Here is a 16,729-nt window from a genome sequence, read left to right on the forward strand (position 1 = left end):
GGACGTGCCGCCATGCCGCATTCGCGGCGAGCGCACCCCTGTACTACGCGCCATGCCCGCATTTGGATGCAGCGGTGCAAAAAAAGTTTTCCCTCGCCCCTATTGTGATTGTCTTTAGGCAACTAAACCGGTGTATAGTGCCAGGGTGCCCGACACGCGCATCGACCCACTCACGACAGGAGAAGCAGGTGGCCCGTATCTACCATACCAGCAACATGGGCGAAGCCACGGTACGGGTGGCCCTGGTGGCGCGCGACAGCGCCGAGCTGCTCGTGCACCGCCCGGCCAGCTTGGGCATGGCGCACGGCGAGGCCATGTGGTTCTTCATCGACGACCGGAAAAGTGCCTCGGCATGCGTGTACTTTTGTTCGCCAGTCATGGCGCACCTGAGCATCTGCTTTGTCGACCGCGCCGCTGACGCCGGCTGGCAAGTGGCGCGCCCGAAACATATCCACCTGTAAGCGCACACCGCCCCCGAGCATCGACAAGAGAGAGCATCGCCATGGATTTGATCTTATTGGAACCCGGCAACGGGGAACTCGTATTCGGCAAGGCGCCGGGCGGTGAAAGCAAGGGAATCGACGCCATCTGGCGCGACGCCGCTGCGCTGCAGGGCATGGGCCCATGCATCGAGCTGGTCTCGCTGCACCAGGGCATGAAACAGCAAGTGACGACCGACGTCGGCAACGCGGCGCGCACCGCCGGCCGGCCCGTCATCACCGAATTTACCTGTGTCAAATATGTCGATGCGACTTCGGTCAAACTGTACGAGCTGTGCCTGCTGGCGCGACCGCTGGGCACCGGCGCGACCCAGCCGACCAGGCTGTACATCGCCCGCCATTCGAGCAGCACGACGGCCAACGTCATCACCATTGCCCTGCGCGACGCGCTGATCAGCGAAATCCAGCTGCAAACCCATGCCGACGACATGCCGACCGAGCAGTTCAAGCTGAGCTTTACGGAAATCCTCTGGAGCCACAGCGTGCAGCAGGCCGACGGCCAGCCCGGCGCCCAGCACACGACGGGCTGGAGCCTGGCACGCAACCGGCCGATTGCGGCCTTTACCGGATAATTACATGAACGACGCCATCCATCCGCCAGCGGCGCCCGCCGGCGCCCCCCCGGAAGTCAGCTACGTCAACAACGCCGGCCTGGTGCTGTTCCATCCTTTCCTTGAGATGATGTTGCGAAAACTCAATGTGCTGATGCCCGCGGAGCCTGGCGCGATGCGCGTGCGCAGCGAGGACGGCGCGCGTGCCGTGCACTTGCTGCAATACCTGATCGATGGCAGGAGCGACAGGCCAGGCTCGCAATTGGTGCTGAACAAGCTGCTGTGCGGCCTGGATCCCGACTTTCCGGCGCCACCCGTGCACCTTGCGGCAGAGGATATGGCGCTCGGCGACCACCTGCTGGCCGCCGTCATTGGCAACTGGCTCAACATGCAAAAGATGTCGTCAGCGGCCTTGCGCGAAACCTTCCTGCAGCGCGAAGGCCGCCTGGAATGGCGCGACGGGCTATGCACGCTGACCGTCCAGCGCAGGACGGTCGACGTGCTGATGAACCAGCTGCCATGGAGCCTTGCCTTCATCGGGCATCCCTGGATGCCGCAGCCCCTGCACGTGAGCTGGTAGGCGCGCGCCGGCCAAAGTTCGCTATTCTTCCAGCCCGCCCCCCAGCGCCTTGTACAAGGCCACGGCCGACTTGAACTGGTCGCGCCGCACGTCGAGCAGGGTTTGTCGCGCCGCATACGCCTGGCGCTGCGCGTCGAGCAATTCCAGGCGGCTGTCCTGGCCCGCGTCGTAGCGCAGCTGCGACAGGCGCTGGCGCTGCTGCGCCGCCGCCACCACGCGCTGCTGGGCGTCGATCTGCTGCGCATACGTGGCGCTGCCGGCCAGGCCGTCGCGCACTTCGCGGAAAGCCGTCTCGATCGCCTGTTCGTACTGCAGCACGGCCACGTCCTTGCGCAACTGCGACAGGCGCAGTTCCGCGCGCAGCTGGCCGCCCTGGAACAGCGGCTGCGTGAGCTGGGGCGCGAACGACCAGCTGCGCGCGCTGCCACGGAACAAGTCGCCGAGCTCCGGGCTGGCCAGGCCCAGCTGCGCCGTCAGCGACAAACGGGGGAAGAAGGCGGCGCGCGCGGCGCCGATTTCCGCATTCGCCGCCACCAGCGCGTATTCGGCCTGCAGGATGTCGGGACGGCGCGCCAGCAAGTCCGACGGCAAACCAGGCGGCAGCTGCGTCAGCACGGGCTGGCCGTCGAGGGAATGGCCTGGCGGTAAATCGCCAGGCAGCGGCGCGCCGAGCAGCAATTCCAGGTTGTTGCGCGCCAGGGCACTGGCCCGCATGCGGGCCTGCACGTCCGCCTCCGCCGTGGCGGCCTGCCCTTGCGCTTGCGCCACGTCCAGGCCGCTGCCCTGCTGCGCGCCATGCAGGCGCTGCGTCAGGAGCAGCGCCTGGCGCCAGTCGGCCAGGGTTTGCCGCGCCAGCGCCAGCTGCTCTTCCGCCAGTCGCTGTTCCAGGTAGGCATCGGCCACGCCGCCGATCAGGGCCATGCGCGCGGCGCGCTGGCCCTGCTCCGTGGCCAGGTAGCGCGCAAACGCGGCGTCCGACAAGGAACGCAGGCGGCCAAACAGGTCGATCTCGAACGCGCTCATGGCGACGCCCGCCGAAAACTGGCTTTGTACCGCGGGATTTTGTCCCGCGCCATCGGCAGCGCGCTGGCGCGTGCCGCCGCCGTTGAGGCCAATGGCGGGATAGCGGCCCGCATCCTGGATCTGGTACTGGGCCCGCACGGCTTCCACGTTGAGCGAGGCCACGCGCAAGTCGCGGTTGTTTTCCAGCGCCAGCGCGACGAGGCGCTGCAGGCGCGCATCGAGCAGCATCTGGCGCCAGCCCAGGTCGGCGGCGGTGCCTGCCGCCGACGGCGCCGCCGCGTCATAACTGGCGGGGATGGGCGGCGCCGGCTTGACCAGCGGCGGCGTCAATGAACACGCCGACAACAGCGCGGCGACGGGTAACAGATAAAACCAACGCATTACGACTCTCCTTCCACCGCCTTGACGGCGGTGTGACTATTGCGTTTCTTGACATAGCTGCCCACCTTGTCGACGGCGCCCAGCACCACGACAAAGAACACGGGCACGAAAAACACGGCCAGCACGGTGGCGGTGATCATGCCGCCGAACACGCCCGTGCCGATCGCGTGCTGGGTTTCCGCGCTGGCGCCCGTGGCCAGCATCAGCGGCACGACGCCCAGCGCAAAGGCCAGCGAGGTCATCAAGATCGGGCGCAGGCGCAGCCTGGCCGCTTCCACCGTCGCCTCGACCAGTCCCTTGCCCTGCGCCTGCAGCTGGCGCGCATATTCGACGATCAGGATGGCATTCTTCGCCGACAGGCCGATGATCGTGATCATGCCGACCTTGAAGAACACGTCGTTCGGCATGCCGCGCATCATCACGGCCAGCACGGCGCCGAGCAAGCCCAGCGGTACCACCAGCATCACGGAGACGGGAATCGACCAGCTTTCATACAGGGCCGCCAGCACGAGGAAGACCACCAGCATCGACAGCGCCATCAGCATCGGCGCTTGCGAGGCCGATTCCTTCTCTTGCAGCGACTGTCCCGTCCACGCCAGCGCGAAGCCGGGCGGCAGCTGTTTCACGAGCCGCTCCATTTCCAGCATGGCGTCGCCGCTGGACACGCCGGGCGCGGCGCTGCCCGAGATGCGCGCCGCCGGATAGCCGAGGTAGCGCACCAGCTGCAGCGGCGATTCGCTCCACACGGGACGCACCAGCTCGCCCATGGCCACCATGCCGCCCGCGTTATTGCGGATGCGCAAGGCCAGCACGTCGTTCAGCTGCATGCGCGCGGGCGCATCGGCCTGGATGATCACCTGCTGCATGCGGCCCGCGTTGGGGAAGTCGTTGACATAGGTCGACCCCATGGCCGCCGTCAGCATGTCGGCGATGGCCGTAAACGACACGCCCAGCGCTTCGGCCTTGGTGCGGTCGATATCGAGGCGCACGCTGGCGCCGGGCGGCAAGCCGTCCGGATACACGCCCGCCACCTTGCTGCTGTGCGCGGCCAGTCCCAGCAGCTGGTTCTGCGCCGCCTGCAGGGCGGCGACGCCCTGGTTGGCGCGGTCTTGCAGGCGCAGGGAAAAGCCGGACGAATTGCCCAGTTCATCGATGGCCGGCGGCATCAGGCTCATGATCACGCCCTCCTTCGCCTGCGCCATGGCGGCCTGCGCCAGCGCCACTTCTTCCTGCGCCGTGGCGCCGTTGCGCTCCTTCCAGTCCTTCAGCATGGTGAATGCCAGGCCCGCGTTCGGTCCCGCGCCGGAAAAGCTGAAGCCGAGGATCGACTGGTTCACTTCGATGCCGGGCCGCGTGGCCGTATGCGCCTCGAACTGCTTGACGACATCGAGCGTGCGCTCCATGGTGGCGTCGGACGGCAGCTGGATCGAGGTGATGAAGTAGCCCTGGTCTTCTTCCGGCAGGAAAGCCGAGGGCAGCTGCAGGAAGGCCACGCCCAGCGCAGCGACGATGGCGCCGTACACGAACATCGAGCGGCCGGCCCGTTTCAGCATCGCCACCACGCCCTTTTCGTAGCGGGCCGTCATGCGGTCAAAACAGCGGTCGAACCACAGGAAGAAGCCCTTCTTGTCGTGGTCGTGCGGCCCGATGGGTTTGAGCATGGTGGCGCACAGGGCCGGCGTCAGGGTCAGCGCCAAAAAGGCAGAGAACAGGATCGAGACGGCCATGGCCAGCGTGAACTGGCGGTAGATCGCGCCGACGGAACCGCTGGCCAGCGCCATCGGGATGAACACGGCCGTCAGCACCAGCGTGATGCCGACGACGGCGCCCGTGATTTCGCGCATGGCCTTCGACGTCGCTTCCTTCGGCGACAGGCCCTCGGTCGCCATCAAACGCTCGACCGCTTCCACCACCACGATGGCGTCATCGACGATGATGCCGATGGCCAGCACCATGCCGAACATGGTCAGCACGTTGATGGAGTAGCCGGCCAGCAGCATCACGGTAAATGTCCCCATCAGGGCGATCGGCGCGACGATGGCGGGAATCAGGGTATAGCGTATCTTTTGCAGGAACAGGTACATGACGAGGAACACCAGCACCATCGCCTCGAGCAGGGTGACGATGACCTTTTCAATCGAGATCTTCACGAACGGCGCCGTATCGAACGGCACCGAATACTTGATCCCGGCCGGCATGGTGTGCGCCAGTTCGGCCATGCGCGCGCGCACGGCGGCCGCCGTCTGCACGGCGTTGGCGCCCGGCGACAGCATGATGGCGGCGCCCGAAGCGGCCTGGCCATTTTCGCGGATGCTGAAATTGAAGCTTTGCGCGCCCAGCGAGACGCGCGCCACGTCGCCGATGGTCACTTTCGAGCCGTCCGCATTCGCCCGCAGCACGATGGCGGCAAATTCTGCCGGCGTCTGCAGCTGGCCCTGCACCGTCAGCGGGATGGTCACGCGCTGACCCTCCACGGCCGGCGAATCGCCGAGGCGGCCCGGGGCGATCTGCGCATTTTGCTGCGCCACGGCCGCCGTGATGTCGCCCATGGCGATGTTGTACGACACCAGCTTGGCCGGGTCGACCCAGATGCGCATGGCCCGCTCGGAACCGAACAGCTGCACCTTGCCCACGCCGGGAATGCGGCGCAGCTCTTCCGTCACGTTGCGCGCCAGGTAGTCGCCCAGCGCCACTTCATCGTGGGCGCCATTGTCGGAGATCAGACTGACGATCATCAGGAAGCCGGACGATGCCGATTCCACGGTCAGGCCATTTTGCCGCACGGCCTGCGGCAGGCGCGGCTCGATGGCTTTCAGGCGGTTTTGCACGTCCACCTGGGCCATTTCCGGGTTCGTGCCCGGCTGGAAGGTGACGGTGATCGACGCCGACCCCGAGGTATCGGTGGACGACTCGAAATACAGCAGGTGCTTGACGCCGGACAGTTCGCGTTCGATCAGGCCCACCACGGAATCGTTCATGGTTTGCGGCGTGGCGCCGGGATAGTTGGCGCTGATGCTGACGCTGGGCGGCGCCACCGAGGGGAAGCGCGCAATCGGCAATTGCGGTATGGCGATCAGTCCGAACAGGACGATGAAGACCGCCACCACCCACGCAAAGACGGGGCGGTTGATGAAAAATTGAGGCATGTAATTAAACTTTCAACAAGTACGCTTTCAATGAATACGGATCAACGCGTCTTGGCGGCAGCAGCGCTTGCCACGACGGCTGGCTTCCACGGTTGCGGCGCGGCCGTGGCGCCCGGCTGAAGGCGTTCCTGGCCTTCGATGACGACGGTTTCGCCGGCCTTCAGTCCGCCGTTGACCACATACTGGTGGTTGACGACGTCGCCCACGGCGATCGGTTTCAGGCTGGCCTTGTTCGTGCCATCGAGCACCCAGGCCTGCGCCTGGCCATCGCTGCTGCGCAAGACGGCCTGCTGCGGCACGAGCACGCCGTCGGCCTGCACGGCGCGGGCGATGCGCGCGCGCACGAACATCCCCGGCAAGAGCTGGCGCTGCGGATTGTCGACCAGCACGCGGATGGTGGCGTCGCCCGTGCCCGCATCGATGCTGATGCCGGAGAACAGGATGCGTCCCGTGACGGGATGCGGCCGGCCATCGGCGCCGAGGATGGTCACGGGCAGCTTGTCGGCGCCGCCCGTACCGTCCGAACCTGCGGCCTGCAGCGCGGCCAGCGCGGCGGCCGGCTGGCGCACGTCGACATACACCTTGTCGATCTGCTGGATGCGCGCCATCGGCGCCGCGTCCGCCAGGCCGACGAGCGCGCCCTCGGTCACCAGTTCGGAGCCGATGCGCCCGGCAATCGGCGCCTCGATGCTGGCAAAGGCCAGGTCCAGGCGGCGCCGGGCCAGGCTGGCCCGCGCCTGCGCCACGGTGGCCAGGGCTTGCTCGCGCTGCGCCACGGCGTCGTCATACGCCTGGCGGCTGATGGCGTCCGCCTCGACCAGCGGCTTCAGGCGCTCGGCCTGGCTGCTGGCGCGGTTCGCCGTGGCCACCGCATGCTGCAGGGCGGCGGCGGCCGAATCGACGTCGGCCTGGAATGGCGCCGGATTGAGCTGGAACAGCTTCTGCCCCGCCTTCACGTCGGCGCCCTGCTCGAACTGGCGGCGCAGCACGATGCCGCCCACCTGCGGGCGGATGTCGGCCGTGCGGAACGCGGCCACCCTGCCCGGCAATTCGTCGCTGAGCACCACGGGCGCGGCGTGCAGCTTGAGCACCGTCACGGCGGCAGGCGGCGCGGCCCCTTCCTCGGGCGCGGGCTGGGAACAGGCGGCCAGGCTGAGCAGCGCCGCGGTAATCAAACTATTTTTCCTGGTGAAGTACTTTACTGGCATGACTTTTCTCTATGGCTGATCCCAACCGGCGGTCCGGTCGACAGATAACCAGAGCATAAAAGGCCAGCATGGATGTTCCGTCAAAGAAATGTGGAGATTCGATGGAGAGCGCGAAGAATGCTAGACTATTTGCATGAACTATCTCCACAGCTCCAGTCAACCATCGTTCCTTGCCACCACCCCGCCCGCCGCCCTCGTCCTGATCGCCGAAGATGAACCGCAGATCGCCCGCATCCTGGCCGGCTACCTCGAGCGCGACGGCTACCGCACGGCTTTCGCGCTGGACGGGCGCGAAGCGCTGAACCAGCACCTGGCGCTGGCGCCGGACCTGCTGCTGCTCGACGTGCAGATGCCGCAGGTCGACGGCTGGGGCGTGCTGACGGAAGTGCGGCGGCGCGGCGAGACCCCCGTCATCATGCTGACGGCGCGCGACCAGGACGCCGACAAGCTGGCCGCCCTGCGCGTGGGCGCCGACGACTACATCATCAAGCCCTTCAATCCGGCCGAAGTGGTGGCCCGCGTGGCCGCCGTGCTGCGCCGTTCGCGCGTGCGCCATCACCCGGTCGGCGGCCAGCGCCTGCGCTGCGGCCCCATCGATATCGACCAGGAAACCTATGTGGCCAGCGTGCTGCGCCACGGCACGCCCGTGCCGCTGAGCCTGACCCTGACGGAATTTCGCCTGCTGGCGCACCTGGCGCGCACGCCGCGCCGCGTCTGCAGCCGCCTGGAACTGCTGGAAGCGTGCATGCCTGAAAGCAATTCGCTGGAACGCACGGTGGACAGCCATGTCAGCAAGCTGCGCAAGAAGCTCGAGGAAGCCGGCGTCATGAACATGCCGGCCAGCCTGCGCGGCGTCGGCTACCGCCTGGAAAGCGACGCCTGATGCGCTTTACCGGCCTGAACCGGCAGATCGTGCTGTCGATGTCCGTGCTGATGGTGTGCAGCATCCTGCTCATCTGGATCGGTTCCTGGATCTTCTTTGCCGTCGCCTTCAAGATCGATCCCGGCATGCTGTCCGAGCCGGACGACTGGTCGCCGACGACGGCGGAATGGCTGTGGATCTTTGCCATCACCATCTTCGGCTTGCTGCTGGCCGCCTTCTTTGCCATCAAGCTCGCTTCGCGCATTTTAAAACCGATCAATTCCGTGATGGACAGCGTGCGCCGCGTGGCCCATGGCGACCTGTCCGCGCGCGCTTTCGCGGGCGACCGCAGCCTGGGCGAAACGGCCATGCTGGTCGATGACTTCAACAGCATGGCCGAACGCCTGCAGCGGGCGGCCAAGGAAAGCGAAACGTGGAACGCGGCCATCGCGCACGAACTGCGCACGCCCGTGACCATCCTGCGCGGCACCCTGCAAGGCGTCGTCGATGGCGTCTTCAAGCCCGAGGAAGTGCCGTTTTCCAGCCTGCTGGCGCAAGTCGAGGACCTGGGCCGCCTGATCGAGGACTTGCGCACCCTGAGCCTGGCCGACAGCGGCTACATGCAGCTGCGCATGGCGTGGACGGACCTGACCCTGGAAATCGAGGAAGTGGGCCGCCTGCTGGCGCCGGACATGGAAGCGGCCGGCTTTGTGCTGCAATTGCAGCTGTCCGATCATCCCGTCTGCTGCGACGCGGCGCGCATCCGGCAAATCGTGCTGGCCCTGCTCGACAACGCGCGCCGCTATGCGCATCCGGGGCTGCTGCGCGTGCGCACCCGCGTGCAGGCCGGCCAGTATTTCCTCAGCGTCGAGGATGCGGGTCCCGGCATCCCGGACGAACTGGCGCCGCATGTGTTCGAGGCGTTCCGCCGCGGCGACAGCGCGCGCGTCGACCTGCACGCGGGCAGCGGCCTGGGACTGGCCGTGGTCGAGGCCATCGCCCGCGCGCACGGCGGCAGCGCGGCCTGCGCCCGCGGCGCGGCGGGCGGCACCCTGTTTACAGTGAAATGGCCGGTCGAGCATGGCGCGCCGCCAGCCGCTGCCTGACCACGCCGGCTACGCGCCGCCGTCCGCGCGCAGCATGTCGACAAAGGCGCGCAACACGGCCGGCATCTGCCGCCGGCTCGGGTAGTACAGGAAGTAACGGGGCGGCGGCGGCAACCAGCCTTCCAGCACGCACGCCAGCCGCCCGGCCGCGATGTCCGCGCGCGCATCGGCCTCGTACACATACGCCAGCCCGGCGCCGTCGCGGGCCGCGCGCAGCATCAGCTCATCGTCGTCAAATACCAGCGGGCCGCCGACGGCGATGCTGACGCCCTCGCCGGCCTGTTCGAACTCCCACGCATACTCGCGCCCGCTGGGAAAGCGCCGGACGATGCAGGCATGCGCCAGCAGCGCGCGCGGCGTGGCCGGCGCGCCATGGGCCGCCAGATAGGCCGGCGACGCCACCACCACGAAAGGCTGCGGCGCGCCCACGGGCACGGCGATCATGTCCGCCGCCACGTACTCGCCGAAGCGGATGCCCGCATCGAAGCCGTCGCGCACGATATCGATCATGCCGTCATCGGTGACCAGCTCGACCTGCACGCGCGGATGGCGCGCCACGAACGACGCCAGCATGGGCGCCAGCAGCAGCCGGGCGGCCGGGCGCGGCACGTTCAGGCGCAGCTTGCCTGCAGGAACATCCTGCAGCGTGCTCAAGTCCAGCAAGGCATCCGTGATTTCGCGCATGGCCGGTTCCAGCCGCGCCAGCAGCTGCTGCCCCGCCTGCGTCGGCGTGACGCTGCGCGTGGTGCGGTTCAGCAGGCGCACGCCCAGGCGCTCTTCCAGCGCGCGCAGCGCATGGCTGAGGGCGGAAGCGGACACGCCGCGCTCCAGCGCCGCCTTGCGAAAGCTGCGCAGGCGGGCGACGGCGGCAAAAGCCGTCAATTCATTCAGGTCGGCCATCATTCATGAGAAAAATTCAGCAATACATGCAGGATAAGCGATCTTATCGCATGCTGTTGCCTGCTCCATACTCATTGCATCTTTTTTTGAAGAGGAATGACCATGGAATACCGCACACTGGGCACATCGGGCCTGAGCGTCGCACCCATCGGCCTGGGCTGCATGGGCATGAGCTTTGCCTACGGCGGCACCGACGAGGCAAGCGCCTTGCGCGTGCTGCACCGCGCCGTGGAACTGGGCGTCACCCTGATCGACACGGCCGAAGTATACGGCCCCTACGCCAACGAGGCGCTGGTGGGGCGCGCCCTGAAACAGCTGCGTGGCAAGGTCAGCATAGCCACCAAGTTCGGCTTCCGCATCCTGCCGCACGGCCAGGGCGTGGAACGCATGGCCGGAGTGGACAGCCGCCCGGAACACATCGTCCAGGTGGTGGAAGCGTCGCTGTCCCGGCTGGGCGTCGACTGCATCGACCTGCTGTACCAGCACCGCGTGGACCCCGCCGTGCCCATCGAGGACGTCGTCGGCGCCATGGCCGGGCTGGTGCGGGCGGGCAAGGTGCGCCACCTGGGACTGTCGGAAGTGTCGGCCGCCACCCTGCGCCGCGCCCACGCCGTGCATCCGATCGCGGCCGTGCAATCCGAATATGCGCTGTGGAGCCGCGACGTGGAAGCGGACGTGCTGCCCGCCTGCCGCGCGCTGGGCATCGGCTTCGTGCCCTACAGCCCGCTGGGACGCGGCTTCCTGACCGGCAAGCTCGCTTCCAGCGCCGCGCTGGCGCCTGACGACTATCGCCATAGCTTGCCCCGTTTCCAGCCGCAAGCCATGGCCGCCAACGGGCGCCTGGTGGCCGCGCTGCAACGCCTGGCCGCCGCGCGCGGCGCCACGGCGGCGCAGCTGGCCCTGGCCTGGCTGCTGGCGCAAGGCGGCGACATCGTGCCGATTCCCGGCGCCCGCAGCCTGGCGCACCTGGAAGAGAACGTCGCCGCCGCGCAGATCGTCCTGAGCGACAGCGAGCTGGCCGCCATCGGCGCCGCCATCGCGCCCAACGCCGTGCAGGGCGCGCGCTACCCGCAGCATGAGCTGGACATGCTTGGCCTGTAGACAACCATGCTTGAGTGCGCTATACAAGTTTCTTTTTACCCGTCGCACTTGAAATGGCTGAATCCGCTATCATTTCCAATCTGAACTATTCATTATGAAAGGGATTTATATGTCCGATTTGCTCGAAACACTGCAATGGCGCTACGCCACCAAGAAAATGGACCCGACGAAAACGGTGCCGCAAGACAAGGTCGAGCGCATCCTGGAAGCCGTGCGCCTGACGGCCAGCTCCAGCGGGCTGCATCCCTATGAAGTGTTCGTGGTGACGAATCCGGCCCTGCGCGAGCAGATCAAGCCGCATGCGTGGAACCAGTCGCAAGTGACGGACGCCTCGCATTTGCTGGTGTTTGCCGCCTGGGACAATTACACGGTCGAGCGCATCAACAAGATGTTTGACCTCGTCAACACCGTGCGCGGCTTCAAGAACGAAGGCTGGGAAGCGTACCGCCAGCAAATCCTCGCCACGTATCCGCAGCGCGACGCCGAGACCAACTACCAGCACGCGGCGCGCCAGGCCTACATCGGCGTGGGCACGGCCCTGATCGCCGCAGCGCAGGAAAAAGTCGACTCGACGCCGATGGAAGGTTTCGACCCGGCCAAGGTCGATGAAATCCTCGGCCTGCGCGCAAAAGGCCTGCGCTCCGTCGTCATGCTGCCGCTCGGCTACCGCGCCGATGAAGGCGACTGGCTGGTCGACCTGAAAAAAGTGCGCCCGGCGCGCGAGCAGTTCATCACCGAGCTGGCGTAAGCACCGCGCCTCTCGAAAAAGCGGATGCCGGCAACGGCATCCGCTTTTTTTTCGTTCACGCCGCCTGCGGAAAGCGCACCGTCACGCACAGTCCCCGTCCCGCCTCGCCGTCGGCCAGCGCGATGTCGGCCCGGTGGTGCTCGGCGATGTGGCGCACAATGGACAGGCCCAGGCCGCAGCCCCAGGCATCGTTGCCATCGGGCCGGAAGAAACGGTCGAACAGGCGCGCATGGTGCTGCAACGGCACGCCGGGACCGTTATCGCGCACGCGCAGCAGCGGCCGGCCATCTTCCTGCGCCGCCTGCAGGTCGACCCTGCCGCCCTGCTGCGTGTAGCGCAAGGCATTGTCGATCAGGTTGTTCAGCAAGACTTGCAAGCCGTCCGGGTCGGCTTTCACCATCACCCTGGTCGGCAATGTTTCAACCACGCCCAGGTCGATGTCGCGGCTGTCGGCCAGCGCGCTGTGGTCGGCCACAGCCGCTTCCAGCAATTGTCCCAGATCGACAGACTGCAGCTGGCTGGCCGTCAGCGCCGTCTCGTGGCGCGCCAGACTCAGCAGCTGGCGCACGAGGTGGGTGCTGCGGTCGAGCCGCTCGTGCAGCCTGGCCAGCGCGGCCGCCCGCGCCGCCTCGCCGCTGGCCCGTTCGGCCAGCTGCAACTGCAGCTTCAGCGCCGTCAGCGGCGAGCGCAATTCGTGCGCGGCATCGGCGACAAAGGTGCGCTGCGCCGTCAGCGCCGCCTCGAACTGTCCCATCAGTCCATTCAGCGCCAGCGCCACGGGCCGCAGTTCGGGCGGCATGTCGTCGGCCGCCAGCGGCGTGAGCGCATCCGGCGAGCGGCCCGCCACCGATGCGGCCAGCCGGTGCAGCGGCGCCAGCGCCCGTCCCACCACGGCGACGATCAGCAGCGCCAGGATCAGCGCGAACACCAGCAGCGGCGCGCCGGCGCGCATGGTCATCTGCCACGCCAGCTGGTCGCGCACGGCCTGCGCCTGCGCCACCTGCACGTAACGGCCACGCCGCGTCTCGCCGTACAGGCGCCAGTCCTCGCCCTGCACCAGGACGTCGGCAAAACCGGCCAGCGCATAGCGCGGCAGTGGTGACTGGCCCGGCAAAACGGGTAATGGCTGGCCCGCCTCATCCCACGCCTGCAGCACGAACGCCTCTTCCGGATCCTGCGCGGCGGGCATGCCCGTCTGCGGTTCGAACTCGTCGGGCAAGGCCACGGCCAGCTGGCGCAGCTGCAAGTCGGCCAGTTCATTGGTTTCTTCCAGCAGCGAGCGGAACAGTGAAATGCCCGCACCGAGCACGCACAGCAAGGTGGCGGCCAGCAATCCGAGCAGCAACTGGCGGCGAATGCTCAGCATGGCGCCACGCGCATCTTGTAACCGACGCCGCGCACGGTCTGGATGCAGTCCGCGCCGAACTTCCTGCGCAGCTGGTACACGTACACGTCGACGGTATTGCTTTCCACTTCGCTGTCCCAGCCATACAGCTTTTCGCCCAGCTGGCGCTTCGACACCACCTTGCCCGGATCGTCGAGCAAGGCGCGCAGCACGGAAAACTCGCGCGGCGGCAGCTTGATCTGCTCGCCTTCGAACGTGACGTCATGGCTGGCCAGGTCCAGCGTCAGCGCGCCGTGCTCGATGATGGAGCGCGAACGGCTGACCCTGCGGCGCAGCAGCGCGCGTATGCGTGCCAGCAACTCGTCGAGGTCGAACGGTTTTACCAGGTAATCGTCGGCGCCGCTGTCGAGCCCCTCGACGCGGGCCGGCGTGCCGTCGCGCGCCGTGATGATCAGCACGGGCAAGTCGGCGCCGCGCCTGCGCGTGGCGCGCAGCACTTCCATGCCCTCCTTGCCGGGCAAGCCCAGGTCCAGCAGCATCAGGTCGTAGGCGAAGCCGGCCAGCGCCAGCTCCGCATCGTGGCCATCGCGCACCCAGTCCACGGCATAGCACTCGCCAAGCAAGCCCTCGACCATGCTTTCCCCGATCATCGGATCGTCTTCCACCAGCAACACGCGCACGCCTGTTCCCTCAAAATCTTGAAAAGACCGCTATCTTACCGTGGCAATGTTCCTGCGTGAAAAAGCGGGCCTTTACATATGTCTTTCCAGCGAGGCAATGCGCGCAATAATCTTGTTCCTGATACGGTCCAGCTTGAGATCGAAGGTGGGCGGATATGCCTTGCCCTTGAGCCGCGGGTCGTTGCTGCTGTTCACGCCAAAGACGCATGCCAGGTCGACAATTTCCATATTCGGGGCGCTGTCGCGCTGCTCCCATTCGCTGGCGATGTCGGGAAATGTCAGCAGCCAGGTGAGTACGACCTCGATCTCCTTGACATGGATATAGTCTTGCCGCGCGCCAGCCAGCTTCACGCTCGGCTGTTGATTCTTGCTGCGGGGATGGGCTGGAACAATGCTGTCGAAAAGGGCAATGGAACCGATTTCCCCGCCCTTGGTGGGGCTCGATGGCATTTTCCCGCCCAGCAGGTGCAGTTGCCCGGCACGCGTGACGGGCCCCATGGCACGGCTGATGGAGTGATCTTTCTTCGCCAGTTCAGCCATGCGGGCCTTGTCGTCCGCACGCACCGCCTCGCTCCAGTCGCGCGCATAATCGGCCTTTCCCACGGGCGCCCTCAGTTCCGGACCGGGTACCGCATCGAATGCGCCGACAGGCTGCAGGGCCAGCGGATGCCACAGGATGGCCCCCCAGGTAAAGCCGGGCACGGCGCCTTCCGCGATATCGAGCAGCATCAGGTTGATGGGCCAGGCGCGGATGTTGCGCGATGGTTCCGCCAGGAAGATGGCGGCAACAAACACGGGCAAGCCATGCTGCAGCCGCGAATAATTTTTCCCGATTGACACCTTGAGCTGTCTTTTCATGATGTCGCGCATGGCCTTGGCTACCATGGGTGCCTTTTCCAGCGTATTCCAGCTGGGCACCTCACTGGCATGAAAAGGCTTGCTATTAGGAAATATGCTGGCGGGATCGGCAATCCGCTGGGCGCCTACCTGGTAGGTGGGTTCGCTCAGCGTGTTGTTGTTCTTCCAGGCCGCCAGGTCATTGACCCCCATGGTGCTGTGTTCCAGCAGGTGTCGGTCGTCCAGGCCCTTCATGTCGTTCGGCGCCAGCCCCTTGCGCCAGACGGGGCCGATATCGCTGAAATATACCTTGACGTCCTTGTGCAGCAGGCGGCCACAGACATTGAAATACACATTGTCATTGCCGCTGCCGGCCGTATTTTTCATGCGCTGCGAACTGTTCAGCCAATCCTCCGCCGTTTCGGGCACGAAGGGCTTGTCTGTCGTGCCGCTGCCGTGCACGTGCCGCGCCGTCAGCGCAGCACCGGCCAATTTTTCGCATAGTGCCAGCAGATGCATGCCATCGATGACAAAATGGGTGCCCCTTAATAACAGATACATGGCTTGCCTCCTCGTTTGCCGCAACGTCGCGTTTTACAGTCGCATTTCACAAGCGTATGCCCAGCACATTCACCAGGCGGTTCAAGTCGCCCTCCTCGCGGATGATTTCCGCGATCACCTCGGGCAGCGGCATGCGGCCCCAGTTGACGGCGCGGCGGATGAGGAATGGCGTCGGGCTGTGCGGCTCGATCTGCGCCAGGTATTCGGCCAGCGCCTCGAGCGTGGCGTAGGCTTCCGTGCGGTTGCGCCAGCGCGCGGCCATGGGCGCCGGGCTGGCGGCCGGCGCGGCCGCCGGCATCGCATCGCCGCCGTCCGGCGCGGCGCAAGCGGCCAGCTCCGCTTCCGCCTCGTCCGGCGCCGGGTCCAGCGCCTGCTCGTCCTGCAGTTGCAGCAGCACGCGCTGGACGGTTTCCAGCACGCCGCGCAGCTTCAGCAGCCGTGGCGCCTGTTCGCCCAGGCGCGTGTCTAGGAAGTCCGCCATGCCGTCGAGGCAATCGAGGCCGTGCGCGACGGCGGCGCCCACGCGCGCCAGCTCGCCGCCCATCTGCGCCGCCGCGAACACGATGTCGGCGCGCGTCAGCGGCGCATCCTCGCCCGCGCCCGCATCGGCGCGCTCGCCAGGCACGGGCGCCACGTCCTGCGCCGTCATGCGCTCCCAGTCGGCCAGGGTCAGCGGCGGCAGCTTGCCGCCCAGTACCAGCAGCGGCGCATGCAGGCGCACGCTCACGCTCAGCGACTCATTCAGCCACTCGAGCGGCGCCAGGCGCGCATCGGCGTCGCCGTCGTCGTCGATCAGCGGATGCACGTCCGGCCAGTAATCGCGCAGCAAGGCGTCGACCAGGCGCAGGCCGTGATACAGGCCGGCAAAGCCGCGCTGGCGCAGCCACGCCTCGGCCAGCCAGGCGGCGATCTGCACATCCTTCGAGCGCGCCGTCAACACCTCGCCGCAATGCTGTTCGATCAGCGCCCAGTCGGCGCGCTTGAGCGGGCGCTCCCATTGCCCCATCGGCAGGCTGGGGTCATCCTCCTCGCGCAGCAGGCGGATCTCCATGCAGACGGCGTCGTAGCGGGCCGACTCGCCGCACGGCGCCTCGGGCGACAGGGGGGCCAGCAAGGCGTTCAGGCGTTGCTGGTCGGCGGCGCTGAGCAGGAAATCAGGAATGGCGTGCATGGTCGTGTCTTTTCGGTTGAGCTGGCGTG

Annotated in this window: 15 protein-coding genes; 7 read left to right on the forward strand and 8 right to left on the reverse strand. The window is 66.8% G+C overall.

Going from position 1 to position 16,729, the window contains the following annotated elements; translation table 11 throughout:
* The first annotated feature begins 188 nt into the window (after positions 1–188).
* From O0880_RS13945 to O0880_RS13955, 3 genes are read left to right on the forward strand one after another with little or no spacing between them, the layout of a single operon-like run.
* Entirely contained in the window at positions 189–461 is a 273-nt protein-coding gene (locus tag O0880_RS13945) for a DUF6150 family protein (protein WP_289886993.1), read from the forward strand.
* Between the two features lie 41 nt (positions 462–502).
* Positions 503–1,072, forward strand: coding sequence for a type VI secretion system tube protein Hcp (locus tag O0880_RS13950; protein WP_289886994.1), 570 nt, complete (start codon positions 503–505; stop codon positions 1,070–1,072).
* Positions 1,073–1,076: 4 nt separating this feature from the next.
* Positions 1,077–1,631 carry a contractile injection system tape measure protein gene (locus O0880_RS13955; RefSeq protein WP_289886995.1) on the forward strand — a complete coding sequence of 185 codons (555 nt, stop codon included), beginning with the start codon at positions 1,077–1,079 and terminating at the stop codon, positions 1,629–1,631.
* A 21-nt stretch (positions 1,632–1,652) separates the two neighbouring features.
* On the opposite strand, the gene O0880_RS13960 is transcribed toward O0880_RS13955, so the two are convergent.
* The 3 genes from O0880_RS13960 to O0880_RS13970 are packed head-to-tail and all read right to left on the reverse strand — an operon-like array spanning position 1,653 to position 7,356.
* Entirely contained in the window at positions 1,653–3,035 is a 1,383-nt protein-coding gene (locus tag O0880_RS13960) for an efflux transporter outer membrane subunit (protein WP_289886997.1), read from the reverse strand.
* Positions 3,035–6,181, reverse strand: a complete 3,147-nt coding sequence (locus O0880_RS13965) for an efflux RND transporter permease subunit (RefSeq protein ID WP_289886998.1) — start codon at positions 6,179–6,181, stop codon at positions 3,035–3,037. The genes O0880_RS13960 and O0880_RS13965 overlap by 1 nt, the downstream gene beginning before the upstream one ends.
* A gap of 41 nt (positions 6,182–6,222) precedes the next feature.
* Positions 6,223–7,356: an efflux RND transporter periplasmic adaptor subunit gene (locus O0880_RS13970; protein ID WP_289886999.1), complete on the reverse strand. Its 1,134-nt coding sequence runs from the start codon at positions 7,354–7,356 to the stop codon at positions 6,223–6,225.
* Positions 7,357–7,522: 166 nt separating this feature from the next.
* On the opposite strand from O0880_RS13970, the gene O0880_RS13975 reads away from it, so the two are divergent.
* Positions 7,523–8,272: a response regulator gene (locus O0880_RS13975; RefSeq protein WP_071323893.1), complete on the forward strand. Its 750-nt coding sequence runs from the start codon at positions 7,523–7,525 to the stop codon at positions 8,270–8,272.
* Positions 8,272–9,357, forward strand: a complete 1,086-nt coding sequence (locus tag O0880_RS13980) for an ATP-binding protein (protein WP_289887000.1) — start codon at positions 8,272–8,274, stop codon at positions 9,355–9,357. The genes O0880_RS13975 and O0880_RS13980 overlap by 1 nt, the downstream gene beginning before the upstream one ends.
* A 9-nt stretch (positions 9,358–9,366) precedes the next feature.
* Here the strand turns inward: O0880_RS13980 and O0880_RS13985 are convergent, their stop codons facing one another.
* Positions 9,367–10,260 carry a LysR family transcriptional regulator gene (locus O0880_RS13985; protein WP_354669886.1) on the reverse strand — a complete coding sequence of 298 codons (894 nt, stop codon included), beginning with the start codon at positions 10,258–10,260 and terminating at the stop codon, positions 9,367–9,369.
* A gap of 99 nt (positions 10,261–10,359) precedes the next feature.
* On the opposite strand from O0880_RS13985, the gene O0880_RS13990 reads away from it, so the two are divergent.
* Complete coding sequence (locus tag O0880_RS13990; protein ID WP_289887001.1) at positions 10,360–11,358, forward strand: aldo/keto reductase; 999 nt, start codon at positions 10,360–10,362, stop codon at positions 11,356–11,358.
* 109 nt (positions 11,359–11,467) lie between these two features.
* Positions 11,468–12,106 (forward strand): NAD(P)H-dependent oxidoreductase, encoded by a 639-nt coding sequence (locus O0880_RS13995; protein ID WP_289887004.1) that lies wholly within the window; start codon positions 11,468–11,470, stop codon positions 12,104–12,106.
* 55 nt (positions 12,107–12,161) lie between these two features.
* Here the strand turns inward: O0880_RS13995 and O0880_RS14000 are convergent, their stop codons facing one another.
* The 4 genes from O0880_RS14000 to tssA all read right to left on the reverse strand — a co-directional run bounded on the left by O0880_RS14000 (position 12,162) and on the right by tssA (position 16,700).
* On the reverse strand, positions 12,162–13,472 hold the full coding sequence (locus tag O0880_RS14000; protein ID WP_071323897.1) for an ATP-binding protein: 1,311 nt from the start codon (positions 13,470–13,472) through the stop codon (positions 12,162–12,164).
* Positions 13,466–14,131: a response regulator transcription factor gene (locus O0880_RS14005; RefSeq protein WP_289887008.1), complete on the reverse strand. Its 666-nt coding sequence runs from the start codon at positions 14,129–14,131 to the stop codon at positions 13,466–13,468. The genes O0880_RS14000 and O0880_RS14005 overlap by 7 nt, the downstream gene beginning before the upstream one ends.
* Positions 14,132–14,203: 72 nt before the next feature.
* Positions 14,204–15,529 carry a hypothetical protein gene (locus tag O0880_RS14010; protein ID WP_289887010.1) on the reverse strand — a complete coding sequence of 442 codons (1,326 nt, stop codon included), beginning with the start codon at positions 15,527–15,529 and terminating at the stop codon, positions 14,204–14,206.
* A gap of 46 nt (positions 15,530–15,575) precedes the next feature.
* Positions 15,576–16,700 carry a type VI secretion system protein TssA gene (tssA, locus tag O0880_RS14015; protein ID WP_289887011.1) on the reverse strand — a complete coding sequence of 375 codons (1,125 nt, stop codon included), beginning with the start codon at positions 16,698–16,700 and terminating at the stop codon, positions 15,576–15,578.
* Between the last annotated feature and the right edge of the window lie 29 nt (positions 16,701–16,729).

This window comes from Janthinobacterium sp. SUN118 (assembly GCF_030397695.1).
Classification (GTDB): domain Bacteria; phylum Pseudomonadota; class Gammaproteobacteria; order Burkholderiales; family Burkholderiaceae_D; genus Janthinobacterium.